Below are 19,937 nucleotides of genomic sequence, written 5' to 3' on the forward strand. Positions count from 1 at the left end.
GTCCTAGTCTTGTTCGATCAGTGAATGACCGGTCATTTCAGCCGGCTGTTCCAGCTGCATCAGGGTCAGCAGAGACGGGGCCACATCACTCAGGGCGCCGTCGTCCTTGAGGTGGATCTTGCGGCTGCCCATGTACACCAGCGGCACCGGGCCGGTGGTGTGTGCGGTGTGCATCTGGCCGGTGCTGGGGTCGGACATCTGTTCGCAGTTGCCGTGGTCGGCGGTAATCAGGGCCTGGCCGTCGACGTCTTTCAGCGCGGCGTCGATCTTCGCCAGGCACTGGTCGAGGCACTCGGCGGCCTTGACTGCAGCGTCATAGCTGCCGGTATGGCCGACCATGTCACCGTTGGCGTAGTTGCACACCACGAGATCGTACTTGCCGCTGCGAATGGCTTCGCACAGCTTGTCAGTCACTTCCGGCGCGCTCATTTCCGGCTGCAGGTCGTAGGTGGCCACGTTGGGCGAGGGCACCAGGATGCGATCTTCGCCTTTATACGGCTCTTCGCGGCCGCCCGAGAAAAAGAACGTCACGTGGGCGTATTTTTCGGTCTCGGCGATGCGCAGCTGGGTCTTGTCCAGCTTTTCCATGTACTCGCCCAAGCTGTTGACCAGCTTCTCGGGCGGGTAGGCGCAAGAGGTTTTGATGTCGGCGGAATACTCGGTGAGCATCACAAAGTCCGACAGGGTCGGGCGTTGCTGGCGCTCGAAGCCATCAAAATCATCCTCGACGAAGGCGCGGGTCATTTCCCGGGCGCGGTCGGCGCGGAAGTTCATGAAGATCATGCTGTCGCCGTCCTGCACGAAGGCGTCCGGCTCGCCGGCGGCCTGGATGCGGGTGGCCTTGACGAACTCGTCGTTCTCGCCACGCTCGTAGGCTTCATGCAGACCTTCGACCGGGGTGTCCGCGGTGAATTCACCTTTGCCGGCGGTCAGCAGGTTGTAGGCGGCTTCGACGCGGTCCCAGCGGTTGTCGCGGTCCATCGCGAAGTAGCGGCCAACGAGGGAGGCAATGCGGCCCACGCCCATTTCCCGCAGTTTGCCGTCCACTTTTTTCAGTGAAGGCTCGGCGCTGCGCGGCGGCATGTCACGGCCGTCCAGGAAGGCATGAACGTAGACGGCCTTTGCGCCCCGTGAGCGGGCCACTTCGGCGGCCGCCAGGATATGGTCTTCGTGGGCGTGGACGCCGCCCGGAGACAACAGGCCCATCAGGTGAACGGCCTTGCCTTTCTCCACGGCCTTGTCGATGGCACTGGTGATCACCGGGTTGTCGGCGAAGGCGCCATCGGCGATGTCTTTATCGATGCGGGTCAGGCTCTGGTAGACGATGCGACCCGCGCCCAGGTTCATGTGACCGACCTCGGAGTTGCCCATCTGGCCCTTGGGAAGGCCAACGAACATGCCGGAGGTGTTGATCAGCGTTTTCGGCTGCTCTTGCCAGAGCTTGTCCCAGAACGGGGTGTTGGCATTGCTGATGGCATTGTCGTCAGAAGGGTCGCGATAACCCCAGCCGTCGAGAATTATCAGTGCAGTCGTCTTTCGCATTGCGGTCATTACCTGGTCCGATGGAAATGGGAATGGAGTGCCGAGTCTACCTTTTTTGAACGACTCAGGCTATGTGGGCCGCCTTCTGTCAAGCGTTACGGATGTGTATAATCGCGCATCAATTTCGTTTGCAGGCCCCGCAGGTTGTACTGATGAACTTTCTGGAAAAACTCCCTGAATTTGTTGCCAATCATTACGTGCTCGCCACGCTTTTCATTCTCATGCTGGTGGCGCTGGCCCTGCTGGAGATGCGTCGTGGGGGCAAAAAGATTACCGCCCAGTCGGCGATCGGCCTGCTGAACAAGGACGAAGCCGTGGTGGTCGACATCCGCGAGAAGAAGGAATATGGCACGGGTCATATCGTCGGTTCCCTGCACATTCCGCTCAATTCCCTGAAGGAGCGGATGGATGAACTCAAGAAATACGAGGACAAGCAGATCATCGTCGCGGACAAGATGGGCCAGCATTCCGCAACGGCGGTCAAGCAGCTGAACGAGGCGGGTTATAGCAATGTGGTGCGCCTGGCCGGCGGCATTTCCGAGTGGCAGGGCAGCAACCTGCCGCTGAAGCGCAAGAAGAAATAATCCCTCAAGTGCGCCAGTTGAATTCCCCGCCCACTTGGCGCACTGTTTCACATCGATATCCCCTGACAGCGGGTATAGTGAGGCCCTCTCACAGTACCCGCTCACAATAATCAGACCGGAGGGCACTCCCGGTGCGCTCCCAGACAAGAACCGGAAGGAAAGAAAATGGCTGAGAATCAGCAGGCAGCAGGCAACGAAAACGCAAACCCGGACCAGCCCCAGTTTGCGCTGCAGCGTATCTACATCAAGGACCTGTCCTTCGAGTCCCCGAATTCGCCGACCATTTTCCAGGAACAGTGGCAGCCCCAGGTCAACCTGGATCTGAACACTTCGCACACCAAGGTCAGCGACAACCAGTACGAAGTGGTCCTGTCCATGACGATTACCGCCAAGATCGAAGAGAAGGTGGCCTATATCGTCGAAATCCAGCAGGCCGGCGTGTTCATGGTCAAGGGTATCGAAGGGCCGCAGCTGGGTCAGATGCTGGGCGCCTACTGCCCGACCATCCTGTTCCCGTACGCCCGCGAGTCCATCGATACCATCGTCAACAAGGGCAGCTACCCGGGCCTGATGCTGGCGCCGGTGAACTTCGACGCGATCTACGCCCAGGCGCTCAAGCGTCAGCAGGAAGAAGCGGCCGGTCAGGCCACCGAAGAACAGAAGCACTGATCCTGCCTCCCGGGACCGGCTTTCCGGCCGGTCCCGCCCCTTCATCCCCGAAACCTCCCGGTTCCTCTCTGCCAGACTGACTGTCCCGTTTCCCAACACGCGGCCGTTGGCGTATCTTTGGGCTCTCCTGTAAACCCCGGCCATTAGGGCCGTCTGTTAACGCTCCAGAGTCGCCATGTTCCATATCGTCCTGCATGAACCCCAGATTGCCCCCAATACCGGCAACATTATCCGTCTGGCCGCCAACACCGGCTTCCAGTTGCATCTGATCGAACCGCTGGGTTTCGATTTCGAGGAGCGCAAGCTCCGTCGGGCGGGGCTGGACTATCACGACCTGGCAAACGTGAGCCGTTACCGGGATTTCGAGGACTTCCTGGCGAAGCAGCCGGGCAAGCGGATCTACGCCATGACCACAAAGGCGAGCACGCATTACAGTGAGGTGGCATTCGAGGCGGGGGATTGTCTGCTGTTTGGTAGCGAAACCGCCGGTCTGCCCGCGGACATCCGCGGCGGCTCTGCTATCGAGCAGGCGTTGCGCCTGCCGATGTGTGACACCTCCCGGAGTCTGAACCTGTCCAACGCGGTGGCCGTCGTGTGTTACGAGGCCTGGCGTCAGGTCGGGTTCAAAGGGGGTATCTGAGAAGACCGTGTGAGAACCGCCGCGTTCGCGACGTTCCCACACGGTCTCTCTGAGGCGGCTCTATCAGTCGCCTGAGGTCAGGTTGCTGAGCAGGCGGCTGGTGCTCTCGTGAGCATCGCCGAACAGCATGTGGGTGTTCTCCTTGAAGAACAGCGGGTTTTCCACACCGGAGTAACCGGCGGACATGCCCCGCTTGAGGACCACGACCTGGCGCGCTTTCCAGACTTCCAGAACCGGCATACCGGCAATCGGGCTGCCCGGGTCTTCCGCGGCGCTCGGGTTGACCGTGTCGTTGGCACCGATCACCAGGACCACGTCGGTCTCGGGGAAGTCTTCGTTGATCTCATCCATTTCCAGCACGATGTCATACGGCACGTGGGCCTCGGCCAGCAGCACGTTCATGTGCCCCGGCAGACGACCGGCCACCGGATGGATCGCGAAGCGCACGTTGACGCCCCGCTTGCGCAGGAACTGGGTGATCTCGCTGACCGCGTTCTGGGCCTGGGCGACGGCCATGCCGTAACCCGGTGCGATGATCACGGAGTCCGCGTTGCGCAGCTCGTCGGCCACTTCATCGATGGAGGTTTCGTTGATGGTCAGGTCGCCGTCCACCGCAGCGGAGCTGGAACTGGTCTGACCGAAGCCGCCCAGGATGACGCTCACGAAGGAGCGGTTCATCGCCTTACACATGATGTAGCTCAGGATCGCACCGCTACTGCCCACCAGGGCGCCGGTCACGATCAGCAGGTCGTTGCCCAGCATGAAGCCGATGGCGGACGCCGCCCAACCGGAATAACTGTTGAGCATGGACACCACAACCGGCATGTCCGCACCACCGATCGCCATGATCAGGTGGATACCCAGAATGCACGCCAGGGCGGTCATGATGGCCAGGGCCAGCAGGCCTTCGACCATGCTGTCGGTGGTCAGGAACCAGCCACCCAGGCCGATGCAGGCCGCGATGATGATCAGGTTCATCAGGTGGCGACCCGGCAAGGTCAGTGCCTTGCTGGCGATACGGCCGTCCAGCTTGCCGCAGGCAATCAGGGAACCGGTGAAGGTCACCGCACCGATGAAGATGCCGACGAACACTTCCACCAGCTTGATGGTGTGCTCCGCACCGTGGGTGTCGACCAGCGGCTCGACGAAGCCGGCAAAGCCGACCAGCACCGCGGCCAGACCCACGAAGCTGTGCAGCAGGGCCACCAGCTGGGGCATCTGGGTCATTTCCACCTTGTTGGCGATGACGATACCGATAGCGCCACCGATGGCGATGGCCACCAGGGTCATCATCCAGCCCGCACCCATGCCGGCCATGGTGGCGGCGATGGCGATGAGAATACCGGCGATGCCGTAGACGTTACCGCGACGGGCGGTTTCCTGGTGGCTCAGGCCGCCCAGGCTCAGAATAAACAGGACACTAGCGGCCACGTAGGCGACTGTAATTAATCCTTGTGACATGGTCGCTCTCCTTACCTATGGAACATCTTGAGCATGCGGTAGGTGACCCGGAAGCCCCCACCGATGTTGATACAGGCAATCAGCACCGCGAAGAACGCGAGAATACCGATCACCAGGTTCTGCGCCTGGGCCAGGTGCAGGACGGCGCCGATCACGATGATGCCGCTGATGGCGTTGGTCACACTCATGAGAGGGGTATGGAGTGATGCTGTCACGTTCCAGATCACCTGCCAGCCGACAAAACAGGCCAGCACGAAGACCGTGAAGTGGGACAGGAAGGACGTCGGTGCGTAGGCACCGATGCCGTACAGGGCCGCGACGGTGGCGACCAGCAGGGCGCCTTTCCAGAACGCCTTGGCGCCGGATTTGCCGTCTTCGGCCTCGTCGCTGGCCGGTTGTGCGGCCGGCTTCGGCTGGGCCGGTTTGGGCGCAGGCTTCTCCGGCTGCGGGGCCGGCCAGGTGACCTTGCCTTCGTGGGTCACGGTCACGCCACGGATGACGGTGTCTTCCATGTTGACGTTGATCTCGCCGTCTTTCTCCGGCGTGAGTTCGCCCAGCAAGTGCCACAGGTTGGTGGCGTACAGGTCGGAGGACACGCTCGCCATCCGGCTTGGCAGGTCGGTGTAGCCGACGATGCTGACGCCGTTCTCGACCGCGACTTCACCCGGCTGGGTCAGCTCGCAGTTGCCACCCTGTTCGGCGGCCAGATCCACGACCACGCCGCCCGGCTTCATGGCGCGAACCATGTCGGCGGTAATCAGGCGCGGGGCCGGCTTGCCCGGGATCAGGGCGGTGGTGATGATGATGTCGACTTCCTTGGCCTGTTCCATGAACAGGGCCATTTCCGCCTCGATGAACTCTTTGCTCATCTGCTTGGCGTAGCCGCCGCTGCCGCTGCCGTCTTCCTCGAAGTCCAGCTCCAGGAAGTCGGCGCCCATGCTTTCCACCTGTTCTTTCACTTCCAGGCGGGTATCGAAGGCGCGCACGATGGCGCCCATGCTGCGGGCTGCACCGATGGCCGCCAGACCGGCGACACCGGCACCGATGACCATGACCTTGGCGGGCGGTACTTTACCGGCCGCGGTAACCTGACCGGTGAAAAAGCGGCCGAAGCGGTTGGAGGCTTCAACCACCGCGCGGTAGCCGGCGATGTTGCCCATGGCGCTCAGGGCGTCCATTTTCTGGGCGCGACTGATGCGGGGCAGGGCGTCGATGGAGAAGGCGGTGACGTTCTTGGACGCCAGTGTCTCCAGCATTTCAGGATTCTGTGCCGGCCACAGGAAGCTCAGCAGATAGCTGTCGTCCTTGATCAGGCTGGTCTCGTCCAGATCGGCCTCTTTGTTGTAGCCAGGGCCGCGGACTTTCAGGATGAATTCTGCAGCGGACCAGAGGTCGCGTGCGTTTTCCGCAATCTCGGCGCCGGCTTCGCGATAGGCATCGTCATGATACTTCGCGGCGTCACCTGCACCAGTTTCGACAACGACCGTATGGCCAAGCTTGATCAGCTTGCCGACGGACGCCGGCGTTGCTGCCACCCGGTTTTCGCCGGGATGGCATTCCTTGGGGATGCCAATTTTCATGTGCAAATCTCTCTATTGACGTCTGTTACGGGTGTCCGTTTTTTATTTGGCCGCATAGCCTACACGAAGCGGGCCAGGATATCTGTCTATCCAAATTATTCTTTTTCCGAGTTTTTCATTCCCTGAGTCGATCCGGCAGTTTCGGACATCACCGTTACTCGCCGGAATCGCTCATCTGGCGAGGGGGTGCGGTTGTACCATAAGTCGGTAAATACGTATAGACATTAATTGACCGCTTTGGGTGTTTTTTAGACAGAATGGCGATTATGAATCATTGTCTGACGCGCGTGGATAGCCGGTCTGACGTGGGGAGGCGGTTAATCGGGACAAGCGGAGTAAGCAGGGCCGGCAGCGAGTGCGCTACCGGCCTGTTGGCACCTCGAGAGGCTTAGCGTTCGACGGCCAGCGCGACGCCCATGCCGCCACCGATACAGAGGGTAGCCAGACCTTTTTTGGCGTCCCGGCGTTGCATTTCATGCAGCAGGGTGACGAGGATGCGACAACCTGACGCACCAATCGGGTGGCCCAGGGCGATGGCGCCGCCGTTGACGTTCACGTTGTCGGTATTCCAGCCCAGGTCCCGGTTGACGGAGATGGCCTGCGCGGCGAAGGCCTCGTTGGCTTCGATCAGGTCGAGGTCGTCGACGGACCAGCCGGCGCGCTCCAGGCAGCGACGGGTGGCGGGAATCGGACCGGTGCCCATGATCTGCGGGTCCACGCCGGCGCTGGCATGGGCGCGGATGGTCGCCAGCGGCGTCAGTCCCAGGGCCTGGGCTTTTTCAGCGCTGCAGACCACGACCGCAGCGGCGCCATCATTAATGGACGACGCGTTGCCCGCCGTCACGGAGCCGTCTTTCTTGAAGGCCGGCTTCAGCTTGGCCAGGCTTTCGCCGGTCACGCCGGCGCGCGGGCCTTCGTCCTTGTCCACGACCAGCGGATCGCCTTTGCGTTGCGGGATCGTGACCGGCACGATCTGGCCGTCGAAGTAACCGGCTTCACGGGCGGCAGCGGCTTTTTGCTGGGACGCTGCGGCAAAATTGTCCTGCTCTTCCCGGGAGATGCCGTATTTTTCCACGATGTTTTCGGCGGTAATGCCCATATGGTAGCCGTTGAAGGCGTCCCAAAGGCCGTCGTTGACCATGGTGTCGACCAGCTTCCAGTCGCCCATGCGCTGGCCGTTGCGGCTGTTGGGCAGCACGTGGGGTGCCTGGCTCATGCTTTCCTGGCCGCCGGCGATGATCAGGTCGGCGTCGCCGCAGCGAATGGACTGGACGGCCATGTGAACGGCTTTCAGGCCGGAACCGCAGACCTTGTTGATGGTCAGTGCCGGAACGCCCGCGGGCAGACCGGCGTTGATGGCCGCCTGGCGGGCCGGGTTTTGGCCGCAGCCCGCGGTCAGGACCTGGCCGAGGACCACTTCGTCGACCTGTTCGCCAGCAATGCCGGTTTCCTCAAGCAGGGCCTTGATCACAGCTGACCCAAGCTGGTCAGCACGCAGGCTCGACAGGCCGCCACCGAAGGTGCCAATGGCCGTTCGGCGGGCCGCCGCAATGACAACGTCACGCATGATGCTTTCTCCCGTTATAAGATTTATCCCGGCATTGTAACTGAATTCCGGGGCACTAAGGTTCCATGCCGCCGGATCGTGTCAGATCCAGGCTGTCACTGATGATCTGGTGGCGTCGACGCCGGATGGCCAGCCCCAGTTCCTTGCCCTGATACCCCTCATCCATCAGGGTACGGGGATCGACGGCCTTGGCGGCTCTCACCGCATCCTGGATAGGCAATGGGTTGAAGTCGATACGACGCGCCAGACCCACAGCCCGGATGGCGACCAGCAGCTCATCGAAACGCTCCGGCCGCCGCCAGGCATCGCATCGGTCGAGGATGGCCAGCAACAGGCCGGGATCGTTACGGGCCTCGCCCAGCAGGTCATCGGCGTTGGCCGCCAGATGCGTGGCCAGGGCGCGGCAATCGTTCGGCGCTTTTAACCGGTCGCACAGGCTGTCGACGCCGGCCGCATCCTGCAGGCTACCGGTCAACGCGGCGAAGCGGATGGTGAGCGACTCGCTCAGTTCACTGGCAAATTGCAGGGCGCGTAACGCGTTGGGTGCCGGTTCCTGTTCCATGGCGGTGGCCAGCGACGGCATCAGGATCGCCAGCGCGCCGCAGTCCTGCAGCACACTGAAAAAGACCGTCGGCGAGGCTTCCAGCAGCGCGCGCTGCATTTCCTGCCAGATGCGCTCCGGCACCAGGTGCTCCACTTCGCCGGCTTCTACCATCGTGCGCATCAGCGCCCGGGTCTCCTCGGCAATGCAGAAACCCAGCGGTGCAAAACGGGCGGCGAAGCGCGCTACCCGCAGGATGCGCAGGGGATCTTCGGCGAACGCGGGGGACACGTGCCGCAGCAGGCGCTTTTCCAGATCGGCTTGGCCGTTGAAAGGGTCGACAATGGAGCCGTCCTCGGCCTGGGCCATGGCGTTGATGGTGAGATCGCGGCGGCGCAGATCGTCTTCCAGGGTCACGTCGGGCGCGCTGTGGACCACGAAGCCGTGATAGCCGTGGCCGCGCTTGCGTTCGGTGCGGGCCAGGGCGTATTCCTCGTTGCTCTGCGGATGAAGGAAGACGGGGAAGTCCGCGCCGACCTGTCGGAAGCCTTGCCGGATCATGTCCTCCGGCGTGGCGCCGACCACGACCCAGTCCCGGTCCTTGACCGGGCGGCCCAACAAGGCATCGCGTACCGCGCCACCTACGAGATAGATATTCATGCGTGATCCTGTCGTTGCGTCAACGGGATTATCAGGATCAACGGGGGCGTGAGCAACACCGGCCCGCTGCGGGACCGGTGTGGCGGGTGATGGCGGTCGTCAGAAAGCCGCGCCGAGCTCCACAGCGCCACCGACTTCGGTGTCGCTGAACAGGCCGGCCACTTCCAGGTGGGCGCCAAACGGCGAGAAGCCCAGACCGAAGGTGTACTGGGTGGTCTCCTCGATGCCGTCGTTGTTGTCATTGCTGGCCAGGTTATGGCGGACACCGGTACGCAGCTGCACGGCCCGGAACGCGTCGAACTCGGCGCCCAGGGCAATCCACTGGGTGTCATCCCCGTAACCGAATGCCTTGTTCTTGGTCAGGTCCGCTTCAGCGGTCAGGACGTGCATGTCGCCGCGATGGGCGATGCCTACGGTGGCTTTCGGATCCAGTTCGTAGGTGCGGCCGGACTTCGAATCCAGCTCCATGGGGATGATGTTGCGCACGCTCAGTCCGGCGGTCCAGTGTTGGTTTTTACCGAAGCGATAGGCCGTGCCCAGATCGGCGTTGAAGCCGTTTTTCTTGGTCTCGTATTCACTGGCGTTGAAGTCGCTGTCGTCAAAGTCGCTGACTTCCTGCACGTACTCGAAGGTGCGCAGCTGCACGTACTTGGGGGACACGCCGATCGACAGCGTGTTGTCGTTCGCCAGTGTAAACGCCTTGGCCATGCTGAGCCCGACTTCGCCCTGGGCGGCGGCAATCACCGTACCGTCCGAGTTGAGCTGATCGCCGATGTCATCGATACCGGCGGCCAGGGCCGGGTTGTTCTTGATGGCTTCCAGCAGGGCGATGTCGCTGTCGGCCACGTTGCCGCGGCCGGTGGCGCGCAGGGTGGCGTCGGTAAACACACCGACGGAAATCGACGAGCTGGGAACCGCCACGCTGATACCCACGCCGGCGTCGGCCCGCACGGTATCGCGGTCGAGTTCCACCAGCTGGTTCTGCAGGCGCCCGGCGCTCTGTTGTACGCCGGTGAAGTTGGCGGCATCCACTTGCTGGTTGAGGAGGTCGATGGTGTCCTGGATGTCGTCAATCTGGTCGACGACTTTCTCATCGTCTGCCATGCGGGCGTTCACCGACGGCAGGATCAGGCCAAAATCATTGGCCCAGTCGTGTTGTTGCATGGCCATCATGGCCGGATTGGCGGTGTTGGCGGACGCGGGTTGCGCCACGGCGACACCGGTGCCTCCCATGGCAAAGGAACGGGCCGTGGTAAAGCTCTGCGGCCCGGCAATTGCAGTCCCGGTGGTGGCCGCGAGGCCAATCGCCAGGACAAGGCGTGCGTGCTTCATTGGGTGACTTCTCCCATTGTTCTGGTTGTCGAGCTTCCTCCCGGAAGTGCCCCGCACTATAGTTCAAGCGGCCCGCCGGTTGTGTGACCAGACGGTTACGGGACGTGGCTTTTTGCGATCCTGTGGCCGGGTTCACTGGGCGGACAGCTCTTGCCGCTTGCCGCCATCGGGTTCTGGGTTTGACGGGTTTATTCCAGTGCTGTCAGCGGTTTGGCACTTCTGGCGTGATTTTTTCATGGTGGGTGGCAAAGCTGCATTTTCGCCGGAGAAAAAGATGAAGCGTTTTTTGATGATCCTGAGTCTTGCCGCGGTTGGTCTGGCCGGTTGCGCCACGTCAGGCTCGGGCACTCAGGGCAGGAACATCGATCCAGAGCGACTGGAGCCGATAGTGGTTCGAGTCAGTGGGTTCGGCACCTATGAAAACAGTGCGGATGATCGCCTCGACACCCGCAAGCGCCTGCTGGCTCGCCGTGCTTCCAAGCTCGATGCCTATCGCGCCCTGGCCGAACGGGTATACGGGACGGTGGTCTATGGCAGCTCCACGGTCAACGACTTCGTGCTGCACAACGACAACTTCCGGGCTTATGTCGACAGCTACATCCGCGGCGCCAAGCTGGTCGCCGTCAACGAGCACAGCGACGGTGTGGTTGAGTCGGTGATGGAGCTCAAGCTGGAACCGCGCTTCCGGGCCTGCGTGGCCATGTCTGACGACCGTGAGGTGGCCGAGCGCTGCGCGATTCCCATGCCGTCCGGCAATGACCGCCGGGGCGATGTGGCCGCCGACAACGTCGACTCCCTCTATTACCTGGAGTGATCGGCATGAGGCGAGGGATTCTGTTACTGGTCGGCTTGTTGCTCAGTGGCGCTGTCTCGGCGGCGTGGGTGCAGGGTACCGGTCAGGCAGTGATTGTTAACGGTGATATGAATGCCGCGCGGGAAGAGGCTCGAAACGCCGCTTTGCGGGACGCCGCTCTGCAATACGAGGCGCAGGTATCCAGCCAGGATACGATGGAAAACGGCGTGCTCACGGATTCTCGGCTGACGGTGGCCTCCCGGGCTCAGGCCCGACAGGTCCGGGTGATTGAGGAGCAGCGTCGCGGTAACCTGCTGCGCCTGACGGTGGAGGCGGACATGTCCCGCGGCCAGCAGTGTGCCGCCCGGGACGCGGCGCGCCTGCGAAAAAGAGTGGCGATTACCGGTTTCCCGATGCTGAATCCCGGCGATGCCCGAATGGGGCGTATCAGCGATGCCGGCGAAGTGTTGCCGCAGCAGCTACTGGGCCGCTTGCAGGGCGATGGCGCCGTTCAGGTGTTCGGTGCCACCCAGGTGCAGCTTTTCCCGGATATTGGCAATGCGCCGACGCAGCAGCGTTTCGACAACAGTCTGACGAACGTGATTCAGCTGGCCAAAGAGCTGGACGTGCAGTTTGTCGTCACCGGGGTGATTCGGGATATGTCGCTGGCGGATCCGACCGCCTGGGGTACGTCGATTCTGGATCGGATGTCCCGGGGGCTGGGCATGAAGAACCAGGAACGTCAGTTCGTGGCCGACCTGATGGTGTATGACGGCTTCAGCGGTTCACCGGTCTATCAGAAGCGGTTTGTGACCAGCGGCACCTGGAATGAGGATATGACGGCGTCCGTCGGGTTCGGCTCGCCGGCGTTCAATGACACGGACTATGGCAAGGCGGTGGGCAAGGTGATGGGTGACATGGAGCAGGCGGTCAATCAGGCCCTGGCCTGCCAGCCGTTCATTACCCGGATCAGCCGCGTCGACGGCCAGCAGGTCTACCTGCGCTCCGGTGCCACGGCGGGCCTGCGGCCGGGCGACAAGCTGCAACTCTATCGCAGTTACCAGTTCTTCGATTCGCCGGGCACCACACCGGAGCTGCGCGATGCCGAGGTCACCATGACCGTCAATCACGTTCACCCGGATTTCAGCAGCGGTCTGATGCCGGAGCAGGGCGGCATCAAGAATTTGCAGCGGGACGATATTGCGATTATCTGGTGACCCGTAGCCAGCGCTCGGTGTTGTAACGCCGGTAGGTTGGGCTGACGCAGGAAGCCCAACACGGGAGGCCTCAAATGCCCCCGATACGAGCCGTTGTGGCAGGCAACGAGCAGTCGGTTCGGCAGTACATGCTACGTGAGTCTGGTATTGTTGGGCTTCCTGCGTCAGCCCAACCTACGGAGAGGTGCCTGGCCTGGTGGCTCGACTTAGGCCCCGGTTTCCTCTTTAACCGCAATATCCCGAATCTTCCCGACCATTGCCCGCAGGCCGTTGCCACGCGTCGGGGAGATGTGACGAAATAGATCCAGGCGCTCGAACAGCTCGTCCACATCCACGGACAGCAGATCCCTCGGCAGTTTGCCGTTCAGGGCAATCAGGATGATCGCGGCCAGACCGCGCACGATCATGGCATCGCTGTCGATCATCAGGAACAGGCGACCGCTGTCCGGATCCAGGTAGTGGATCAGCCACACCTGGCTCTGACAGCCGTGCACGTAGTTCTCTTCCACCTTTTCATCGTCCGGGAAGGCCGGCAGTTGCTTGCCCAGGTCGATGATGTAGGCGTAGCGCTCTTCCCAGTCGTCCAGGAATTCGAAGGCTTCGTTGACGTCGTCGAGGGTAACGCCCTGGCCGAGCGGGTTGTCGAGGAATTGTTGGGCGGCTGCAGTCATAACGGATCAGGGAATTGTTGGTCGGGTTTGGTGAGCAGTGAACCGCATCGGCGGCGGTGGTGCAAGGGAATGCCTACAGCATCCCCAGCTCAAGCTTGGCTTCGTCCGACAGCATGTCGTTGTTCCAGGGCGGGTCGAAGGTCAGTTCCACGGTGACCTTGTCCACGTTCGGTACATGCTCCACCTTGCGCTTGACGTCGTCGGTAATCACCGGACCCATGCCGCAACCGGCGGCGGTCAGGGTCATCAGGATGTAGACCTGGTTGCCGTCGGGCGTGTCGTTGGTGATCTGGCAGTCGTAGATCAGCCCCAGCTCCACCACGTTGACCGGGATTTCCGGGTCGTAGCAGCTGCGCATGGCCTCCCAGACCTGGTTCTCGTTGACGGTGCCGTCTTCCGGCGTGTCGTAGCTGCTCTGGGGCGGTTCCTTGCCCAGGGCGTCCGCGTCATGGCCTTCCACCCGCGCCAGATTCCCGTTGACGGCCACGGTAAAGGTGCCGCCCAGGGACTGGGTGATGGTGACGAAGGTGTCGGCCGGGATCATGATTTCAGTGCCGGAGGGCACCAGCCGGGCTTCCACTTCGCGCTTGGTCAGGACAACTTCGCGTTCGGCCATGGATCGGATACGCCTCGCTAATCAGTGAATCAGGAAATGGAGAAGCTTTCGCCGCAACCGCACTCGGCTGTCGCATTCGGGTTGCGGAAGTGGAACATGGAGTTCAGGCCTTCCCGAATGAAGTCGATTTCGGTGCCGTTGACGACGGGCAGATCCTTGCGGGCCACATAGACGTCGACGTCCTCGAAATTGAAGATCGCATCGTCGTCGCCCTGTTCGGTCACCCACTCGGTCTCGTACATGAAGCCGGAGCAGCCGCTCTTGCGGATGGCCAGGCGAATGCCGCGGGCTTCCGGTTTGCTGGCGAGCTGCTTGCGCACGTGGGCGATGGCGGCCGGTGTCAGGGTCACGCCAACGCTGGGGGTAAAGGTTTCAGCCGTCATGTTTCGCCTCCCGATGTCTCAATCCGCAATCAATCTGGTTTTACTCTGCGAACAGTCGCTGGATCTTCTGCAGGGCCGCAAAGAACTGCTCCACTTCGTCCAGTGTGTTGTAGAACGCAAAGGACGCGCGAGCGGTGCCCGGCACACAGAAGAACTCCATCAGCGGCATGGCGCAGTGATGGCCGGTACGGATTGCAATGCCCTGCTGGTCGAGCAGGGTCCCTATGTCACTGGGGTGCAGACCGTCGATTTTAAAGGACAGCACCGGCACTTTTTCTTTCGCGGTGCCGATCACGGTCATGCCCGGTACGGTCTCCACCAATTCGTTGGCCCGCTGCAGCAGGGCCTGTTCGGCGGTCTCCAGGGCGTTGCGGCCCAGGCCCTCGACATAGTCGATGGCCGCGCCCAGTCCGACCGCCTCGGCGATCGGTGGTGTGCCCGCCTCGAACTTGTAGGGCAGGGTGTTCCAGGTGGTCCGCTCGAAGGAGACCCGTTCGATCATCTCGCCCCCGCCCATGAAGGGCTCCATCTCTTCCAGCAGCGCTTCGCGGCCATAGAGCACGCCGATGCCGGTCGGGCCGAACAGCTTGTGGCCGGAGAAGGCATAGAAGTCGCAGTCCAGCGCCTGCACGTCCGGGCGGTAATGGGGTACGGCCTGGGCGCCATCAATCACGGTCAGCATGCCTTTCGCTTTCGCCTTGGCGATCAGTTCGCGAACCGGGTTCACGGTGCCCAGCACGTTGGACACATGCGTCACCGCGAGGATGCGGGCGCGATCGCTCTGCAGCAGGCTGTCCAGCGCGTCCAAATCCAGCTCGCCCTGAGGCGTGACCTGGATCGGCAGCACCTTGGCACCGGTGCGCTGGGCCACCATCTGCCAGGGCACGATGTTGGCGTGGTGCTCCATGGTGCTGACGAGGATTTCGTCACCCGGTTGCAGCCGGTCGGCCAGGCCGTTGGCGATGGTGTTGATGGCTTCGGTGGTGCCGCGGGTCCAGATCACCTGACGGGTGCTGGCCGCGTTGATGAAGCGACGGACGGTCTCGCGGGCGCCCTCGAATGCCGCCGTGGCGCGGTCACCCAGGGTGTGGGCGCCGCGGTGCACGTTGGAATGGCACTCGCGGTAATAGCGCTCCATGGCGTCCAGGACCGCAACGGGCTTTTGGGCCGAGGCGCCATTGTCCAGGTACACCAGGGGCTTGCCGTTGACCGTTTCGGCCAGGATCGGGAAGTCCCTGCGAACGGCGTTCACGTCCAGGGTTTTTTGGGCTGCCGCAAGATCCGTCATGGTGTTCAGGCTCCTTCGAACGCTTGTTCGATAAACCGGTTCAGGCGCGCTTGTACGGTTTCCCGAACGGCTTCCACCGGAATCTGCTCGATCAGCTCGTTGATGAACGCCATGCTCAGCAGCGTGTTGGCTTCACGGCGGTCGATGCCGCGGGACACCAGGTAGAACAGGGCAGTCTCGTCGAGCTGACCAACGGTGGCGCCGTGGGCGCATTTCACGTCGTCGGCGTAGATTTCCAGTTCCGGCTTGGTGTCGATTTCCGCGCCGGTGGAGAGCAGCAGGTTCTTGTTGCTCATGTTGGCATTCGACTTCTGCGCATCCTTATGGATGTGGATACGGCCATTGAAGATCGCGTGGGACTCGTCCGCGGCAATGTTGCGATAGGTTTCCTCGCTGTCGCAGTGCGGCGCCACGTGCTCAATGGTAGTGTGGTTGTCGAAATGCTGTTTGTCCTGGGTGACGGCGACGCCGTTGAGGCGGCAGTTGGCGCCCGGGGCTTCCAGGCGCACCTGCAGGTCGTGACGGCGCAGCGGGCCGCCAAAGCCGACGCAATGGCTGTCCAGCCGGGCGTGGCCCAGCAGGCGGGCGCCGGTGGCGCCGATGTGATGGATGTTCTCGCCTTCCAAAGACAGGCGCACGTTGGTGACGTTGGCGCCATCCGCCAGGCTGAATTCGGTAACCGCATCCACCAGGGCTGTCTGGTCGCCGGTGGAGATGTATTCTTCCACCAGGGTCATCTGACTGTTCGCGCCCGCGTCCACGTAGATGCGGGGATAGACCGAGCCGGCCGCTTCCGCGTCCGCTTCAAAGATGACGAACAGCGGGCGATCCAGGACGGCGTCCTGGCGCAGCCGGATATACAGGCCGTCTTCGAAACGAGCCGTGTTCAGGCGCGCCATTTGCACGGCGTTGTTGTCCAGCGTGTTGTCCAGGCGATCGGCCAGTTGCTGGGCAGTCTCATCATCCAGATCGACAAAACTGCGGATCTCGATGCCGTCCACGTCCGGGAAATCGCTGGCTTCCGGCACCAGCACGCCGTTGTGGATCACGACGTGGTAGCCGTCTACTGCCAGGCCCGGGCCTGAATTCCGGCCGGACGGCAGGCTGGCGGCCAGTTCGTTCGTCAGCTTGAGATAACGACTGGAGTACTTCCAGTTTTCCGTCTTGCGCGTGGGCAGCGGCATGTCCGCCAGGGCCTTGCCGCGCTGTTCGCGCAGGGTCTTCAGCGGCGCCGGCAGGTTGCTGCCTGCCGCTTCGAGGAAGGCGCTGGACAGGGTCGGTGCTGCTTTCATCATAACCACCCCTCAGCCGGCCTCGACTTCGTCGCTGTCCTTGATGCCGAGCCAGCCGTAGCCGCGCTCTTCCAGTTCCAGGGCCAGTTCGCGGCCGCCGGATTTGACGATCTTGCCGCCGGCCAGTACGTGCACGTAGTCCGGTACGATGTGGTTCAGCAGGCGTTGGTAGTGGGTGACCATCAGCACGGCGCGCTCCGGGGAGCGCAGGGCGTTGACGCCGTCGGCCACGACCTTCAGGGCGTCGATGTCCAGACCGGAGTCGGTCTCGTCCAGGATCGCCAGACGCGGTTCCAGCAGCAGGGCCTGCAGAATCTCGTTGCGCTTCTTCTCACCGCCGGAGAAGCCTTCGTTGACGCCGCGCTTGAGGAAGGCCGGGTCCAGGTCCACCTGCTTGGTGGTTTCCTTGGCCAGCTTCATGAAGTCCACCGCGCTGAGCTCTTCCAGGCCGCGATGCACGCGCATGGCGTTCACCGCGGTGCGCAGGAATTGAAGGTTGCTGACGCCGGGAATTTCCACCGGGTACTGGAATGCCAGGAAGATGCCATCGCGGGCGCGCTCTTCGGTTTCCTTGTCCAGCAGGTTCTCGCCATCGAGCAGGACCTCACCTTCGGTCACCTCGTAGGCTTCGTTGCCGGCCAGGACCGCAGACAGGGTGCTCTTGCCGGAGCCGTTCGGACCCATGATGGCGTGGACTTCGCCCGGTTTGATCTCCAGGTCGATCCCCTTGAGGATTTCCTTGCCATCGACGGCGGCGTGCAGGTTACGAATGCTCAGCATGGATGATGGTCTCTCTCTGAATTCCTGAATTCTGTGTGCGTGTGCGATAGCAGGCGTTGATTAACCTACGGACCCTTCGAGGCTGACTTCCAGCAACTTGCCGGCCTCGACCGCAAATTCCATCGGCAGCTCCTTGAAGACTTCCTTACAGAAGCCGTTGACGATCATGGAGACCGCCTGTTCCGGATCGATACCGCGCTGGCGGCACAGGAACATCTGCTCGTCGCTCACCTTGGACGTGGTCGCCTCGTGCTCGACAATGGCGCCCTTGTTCTTGCTCTCGATGTACGGGAACGTGTGGGCCGCGCACTGATCGCCGATCAGCAGCGAGTCGCACTGGGTAAAGTTGCGCGCGCCTTCCGCGCCGGGGCCGAACTTGACCAGTCCGCGGTAGGCGTTGCTGGAGCGGCCGGCGGAAATCCCCTTGGAGATGATGGTGCTGGACGTGTTCTTGCCCAGGTGGACCATCTTGGTGCCGGTATCCGCCTGCTGGTAGTTGTTGGTCAGCGCCACGGAGTAGAACTCGCCCACGCTGTTCTCGCCACGCAGCACGCAGCTCGGGTATTTCCAGGTGACGGCAGAGCCGGTCTCGACCTGCGTCCAGGAGATCTTGGAGTTCTTGCCAATGCAGGCGCCGCGCTTGGTGACGAAGTTGAAGATCCCGCCTTTGCCGTTCTCGTCCCCCGGGTACCAGTTCTGGACAGTCGAATACTTGATCTGCGCATCGTCCAGGGCAACCAGTTCCACCACGGCGGCGTGCAACTGGTTTTCGTCCCGCATGGGGGCGGTGCAGCCTTCCAGATAGCTGACGTAGCTGCCTTCGTCGGCAATGATCAGGGTCCGCTCAAACTGCCCGGTGTTGGCCGCGTTGATACGGAAGTACGTGGACAGCTCCATGGGGCAGCGCACACCCTTGGGCACGTAGACGAAGGTGCCGTCGGAGAACACGGCCGAGTTGAGACCGGCGAAGAAGTTGTCGCCCGCCGGTACCACGGAGCCCAGGTATTTCTGCACCAGTTCCGGGTAGTCCTGAATCGCCTCGGAAATCGAGCAGAAGATGACACCGGCCTTGGCCAGCGGCTCCTTGAACGTCGTCGCGACAGAAACCGAGTCGAAAACCGCATCAACGGCAACGCCTGCGAGCTTCTCGCGCTCGTGCAGGGGGATGCCCAGCTTCTCGTAGGTTTTCAGGAGTTCCGGATCGACGTCGTCGAGGCTCTGGGGCATGTCCTCTTTACGCTTGGGCGCCGAGTAATAGGAAATCGCGTTGTAATCGATTTTCGGGTAGCCGACATGCGCCCAGTTCGGCTCGTCCATTTCCAGCCAGCGACGGTAGGCTTTCAGGCGCCAGTCCAGCATGAACTGGGGCTCTTTCTTGATGGCGGAAAGGCGCCCGATGATGTCTTCGTTCAGGCCGGGCTCAAACGTTTCGGCTTCGATTTCGGTCACGAACCCGTGTTCGTATTCCCGTTTGATCAGCTCGTTCACCTGTTTGTCGGTGTTCGCCATGATCGTCGCTCCGTCTCTCTCAGATGCAGGCACGTTGAATGGCCTGCAGGCTCTATTTGCGTGTTGGCCATGGCCGTTGCCATGCCCGGAAATCTGCCTTCCCCGTTTTCTACAGGCGTTACGTTACCGGCCGGTGATCGGTTCCCCGGTCGATGCTGACGCCCTTGTCGTTCTTATGGTGGGTCTTCTGGGGGAGGATTGTACAATATCAGAGTAAAATAGTCAGGTATTAAATGGTCGTACCTGAGGTCTCTGCGGGCAGGGCCTTCGCCGGACTTTCGGGTTGCCGGAGCCACCCGGAAAGCCGCGCATTATAACGCATCCGGGGGCGTTTGGTTACTGTCTGTCGTGATCGGAACGGCCGGCGCTAATAAGGCGCATAGAGCGATTCAATGTCCGTGGTGTAACTGATGCCCACCAGTTTCCAGCCCTGATCCGCCTGATAGAAGGTGAACTGCCACGCCATGGCGGCCTCGGCGAATTTCTGCAGCCAGGTTTCCCGGTAGAAGTCGTCGGCGATGGCTTCGCGTTTGACCCGAGATGTGCCCACCGTCCTGCCGGCGCGATCGAAGACTTTCTGGAAGTAGGTGTCGGCTTCCTTGGCGGAGGCATCGAACGGCTTTCGGGGCACGCCGAGGTAGGGGGCAAGGCCCGCATAGGCTTCCGCCACTTCGCCCTGTTTCACCTGCGTCATGAAGGCCTGGGTCTGGGTCTTGATGGCGTCGGGGCTGGCCAGGGTATCGGCGGCAGCGGGGAGAGTGAGAACGAAAAGCAGGAGGCTGGCAACGCGGGCGATCTTTAACAGCATGAAC

General features: G+C 62.1%; 19 protein-coding genes. 5 read left to right on the forward strand and 14 right to left on the reverse strand.

The window, feature by feature from the left end; translation table 11 throughout:
- Positions 1 to 3: 3 nt before the first annotated feature.
- Positions 4 to 1,551, reverse strand: coding sequence for a 2,3-bisphosphoglycerate-independent phosphoglycerate mutase (gene gpmM, locus EB809_RS13665; RefSeq protein ID WP_123635383.1), 1,548 nt, complete (start codon positions 1,549 to 1,551; stop codon positions 4 to 6).
- Positions 1,552 to 1,703: 152 nt separating this feature from the next.
- Between gpmM and EB809_RS13670 the strand changes: the two genes are divergently transcribed.
- From EB809_RS13670 to EB809_RS13680, 3 genes are all read left to right on the forward strand, one after another.
- Positions 1,704 to 2,126 (forward strand): rhodanese-like domain-containing protein, encoded by a 423-nt coding sequence (locus tag EB809_RS13670; RefSeq protein WP_123635414.1) that lies wholly within the window; start codon positions 1,704 to 1,706, stop codon positions 2,124 to 2,126.
- A 165-nt stretch (positions 2,127 to 2,291) separates the two neighbouring features.
- Positions 2,292 to 2,795, forward strand: a complete 504-nt coding sequence (gene secB / locus EB809_RS13675; RefSeq protein WP_123635384.1) for a protein-export chaperone SecB — start codon at positions 2,292 to 2,294, stop codon at positions 2,793 to 2,795.
- 175 nt (positions 2,796 to 2,970) lie between these two features.
- Positions 2,971 to 3,435, forward strand: a complete 465-nt coding sequence (locus tag EB809_RS13680; RefSeq protein WP_123635385.1) for a tRNA (cytidine(34)-2'-O)-methyltransferase — start codon at positions 2,971 to 2,973, stop codon at positions 3,433 to 3,435.
- A 63-nt stretch (positions 3,436 to 3,498) separates the two neighbouring features.
- Here the strand turns inward: EB809_RS13680 and pntB are convergent, their stop codons facing one another.
- The 5 genes from pntB to EB809_RS13705 all read right to left on the reverse strand — a co-directional run bounded on the left by pntB (position 3,499) and on the right by EB809_RS13705 (position 10,576).
- Positions 3,499 to 4,896: a Re/Si-specific NAD(P)(+) transhydrogenase subunit beta gene (gene pntB, locus EB809_RS13685; RefSeq protein WP_123635386.1), complete on the reverse strand. Its 1,398-nt coding sequence runs from the start codon at positions 4,894 to 4,896 to the stop codon at positions 3,499 to 3,501.
- Positions 4,897 to 4,907: 11 nt separating this feature from the next.
- A complete protein-coding gene (locus EB809_RS13690; RefSeq protein ID WP_123635387.1) occupies positions 4,908 to 6,476 on the reverse strand; it encodes a Re/Si-specific NAD(P)(+) transhydrogenase subunit alpha in 1,569 nt (522 codons plus the stop codon).
- Positions 6,477 to 6,864: 388 nt separating this feature from the next.
- On the reverse strand, positions 6,865 to 8,043 hold the full coding sequence (locus EB809_RS13695) for an acetyl-CoA C-acetyltransferase (RefSeq protein WP_123635388.1): 1,179 nt from the start codon (positions 8,041 to 8,043) through the stop codon (positions 6,865 to 6,867).
- 55 nt (positions 8,044 to 8,098) lie between these two features.
- A complete protein-coding gene (locus EB809_RS13700; RefSeq protein ID WP_123635389.1) occupies positions 8,099 to 9,244 on the reverse strand; it encodes a multifunctional CCA tRNA nucleotidyl transferase/2'3'-cyclic phosphodiesterase/2'nucleotidase/phosphatase in 1,146 nt (381 codons plus the stop codon).
- Between the two features lie 99 nt (positions 9,245 to 9,343).
- A complete protein-coding gene (locus tag EB809_RS13705) occupies positions 9,344 to 10,576 on the reverse strand; it encodes a conjugal transfer protein TraF (protein WP_123635390.1) in 1,233 nt (410 codons plus the stop codon).
- Between the two features lie 274 nt (positions 10,577 to 10,850).
- Between EB809_RS13705 and EB809_RS13710 the strand changes: the two genes are divergently transcribed.
- Entirely contained in the window at positions 10,851 to 11,390 is a 540-nt protein-coding gene (locus EB809_RS13710) for an LPP20 family lipoprotein (protein ID WP_123635391.1), read from the forward strand.
- A 5-nt stretch (positions 11,391 to 11,395) separates the two neighbouring features.
- On the forward strand, positions 11,396 to 12,586 hold the full coding sequence (locus EB809_RS13715) for a flagellar assembly protein T N-terminal domain-containing protein (RefSeq protein WP_123635392.1): 1,191 nt from the start codon (positions 11,396 to 11,398) through the stop codon (positions 12,584 to 12,586).
- 206 nt (positions 12,587 to 12,792) lie between these two features.
- Here the strand turns inward: EB809_RS13715 and EB809_RS13720 are convergent, their stop codons facing one another.
- The 8 genes from EB809_RS13720 to EB809_RS13755 form a co-directional block, all read right to left on the reverse strand.
- Entirely contained in the window at positions 12,793 to 13,257 is a 465-nt protein-coding gene (locus EB809_RS13720; protein WP_123635393.1) for a SufE family protein, read from the reverse strand.
- 73 nt (positions 13,258 to 13,330) lie between these two features.
- Positions 13,331 to 13,873, reverse strand: coding sequence for a putative Fe-S cluster assembly protein SufT (sufT, locus tag EB809_RS13725; protein ID WP_123635394.1), 543 nt, complete (start codon positions 13,871 to 13,873; stop codon positions 13,331 to 13,333).
- A gap of 29 nt (positions 13,874 to 13,902) precedes the next feature.
- Positions 13,903 to 14,256, reverse strand: a complete 354-nt coding sequence (locus EB809_RS13730) for a HesB/IscA family protein (RefSeq protein WP_123635395.1) — start codon at positions 14,254 to 14,256, stop codon at positions 13,903 to 13,905.
- A 40-nt stretch (positions 14,257 to 14,296) separates the two neighbouring features.
- Positions 14,297 to 15,544, reverse strand: coding sequence for an aminotransferase class V-fold PLP-dependent enzyme (locus EB809_RS13735; protein ID WP_123635396.1), 1,248 nt, complete (start codon positions 15,542 to 15,544; stop codon positions 14,297 to 14,299).
- A 5-nt stretch (positions 15,545 to 15,549) separates the two neighbouring features.
- The gene (sufD, locus tag EB809_RS13740) at positions 15,550 to 16,836 is read right to left on the reverse strand and encodes a Fe-S cluster assembly protein SufD (RefSeq protein WP_123635415.1); all 1,287 of its coding nucleotides are present in this window, start codon (positions 16,834 to 16,836) and stop codon (positions 15,550 to 15,552) included.
- Positions 16,837 to 16,848: 12 nt separating this feature from the next.
- Positions 16,849 to 17,616, reverse strand: a complete 768-nt coding sequence (gene sufC / locus EB809_RS13745; protein WP_123635397.1) for a Fe-S cluster assembly ATPase SufC — start codon at positions 17,614 to 17,616, stop codon at positions 16,849 to 16,851.
- A gap of 60 nt (positions 17,617 to 17,676) precedes the next feature.
- On the reverse strand, positions 17,677 to 19,125 hold the full coding sequence (gene sufB / locus EB809_RS13750) for a Fe-S cluster assembly protein SufB (protein WP_123635398.1): 1,449 nt from the start codon (positions 19,123 to 19,125) through the stop codon (positions 17,677 to 17,679).
- Positions 19,126 to 19,492: 367 nt separating this feature from the next.
- Positions 19,493 to 19,933 carry a hypothetical protein gene (locus tag EB809_RS13755; RefSeq protein WP_123635399.1) on the reverse strand — a complete coding sequence of 147 codons (441 nt, stop codon included), beginning with the start codon at positions 19,931 to 19,933 and terminating at the stop codon, positions 19,493 to 19,495.
- Positions 19,934 to 19,937 lie beyond the last annotated feature (4 nt).

The organism is Marinobacter sp. R17 (assembly GCF_003789045.1).
GTDB lineage: Bacteria > Pseudomonadota > Gammaproteobacteria > Pseudomonadales > Oleiphilaceae > Marinobacter_A > Marinobacter_A mangrovi.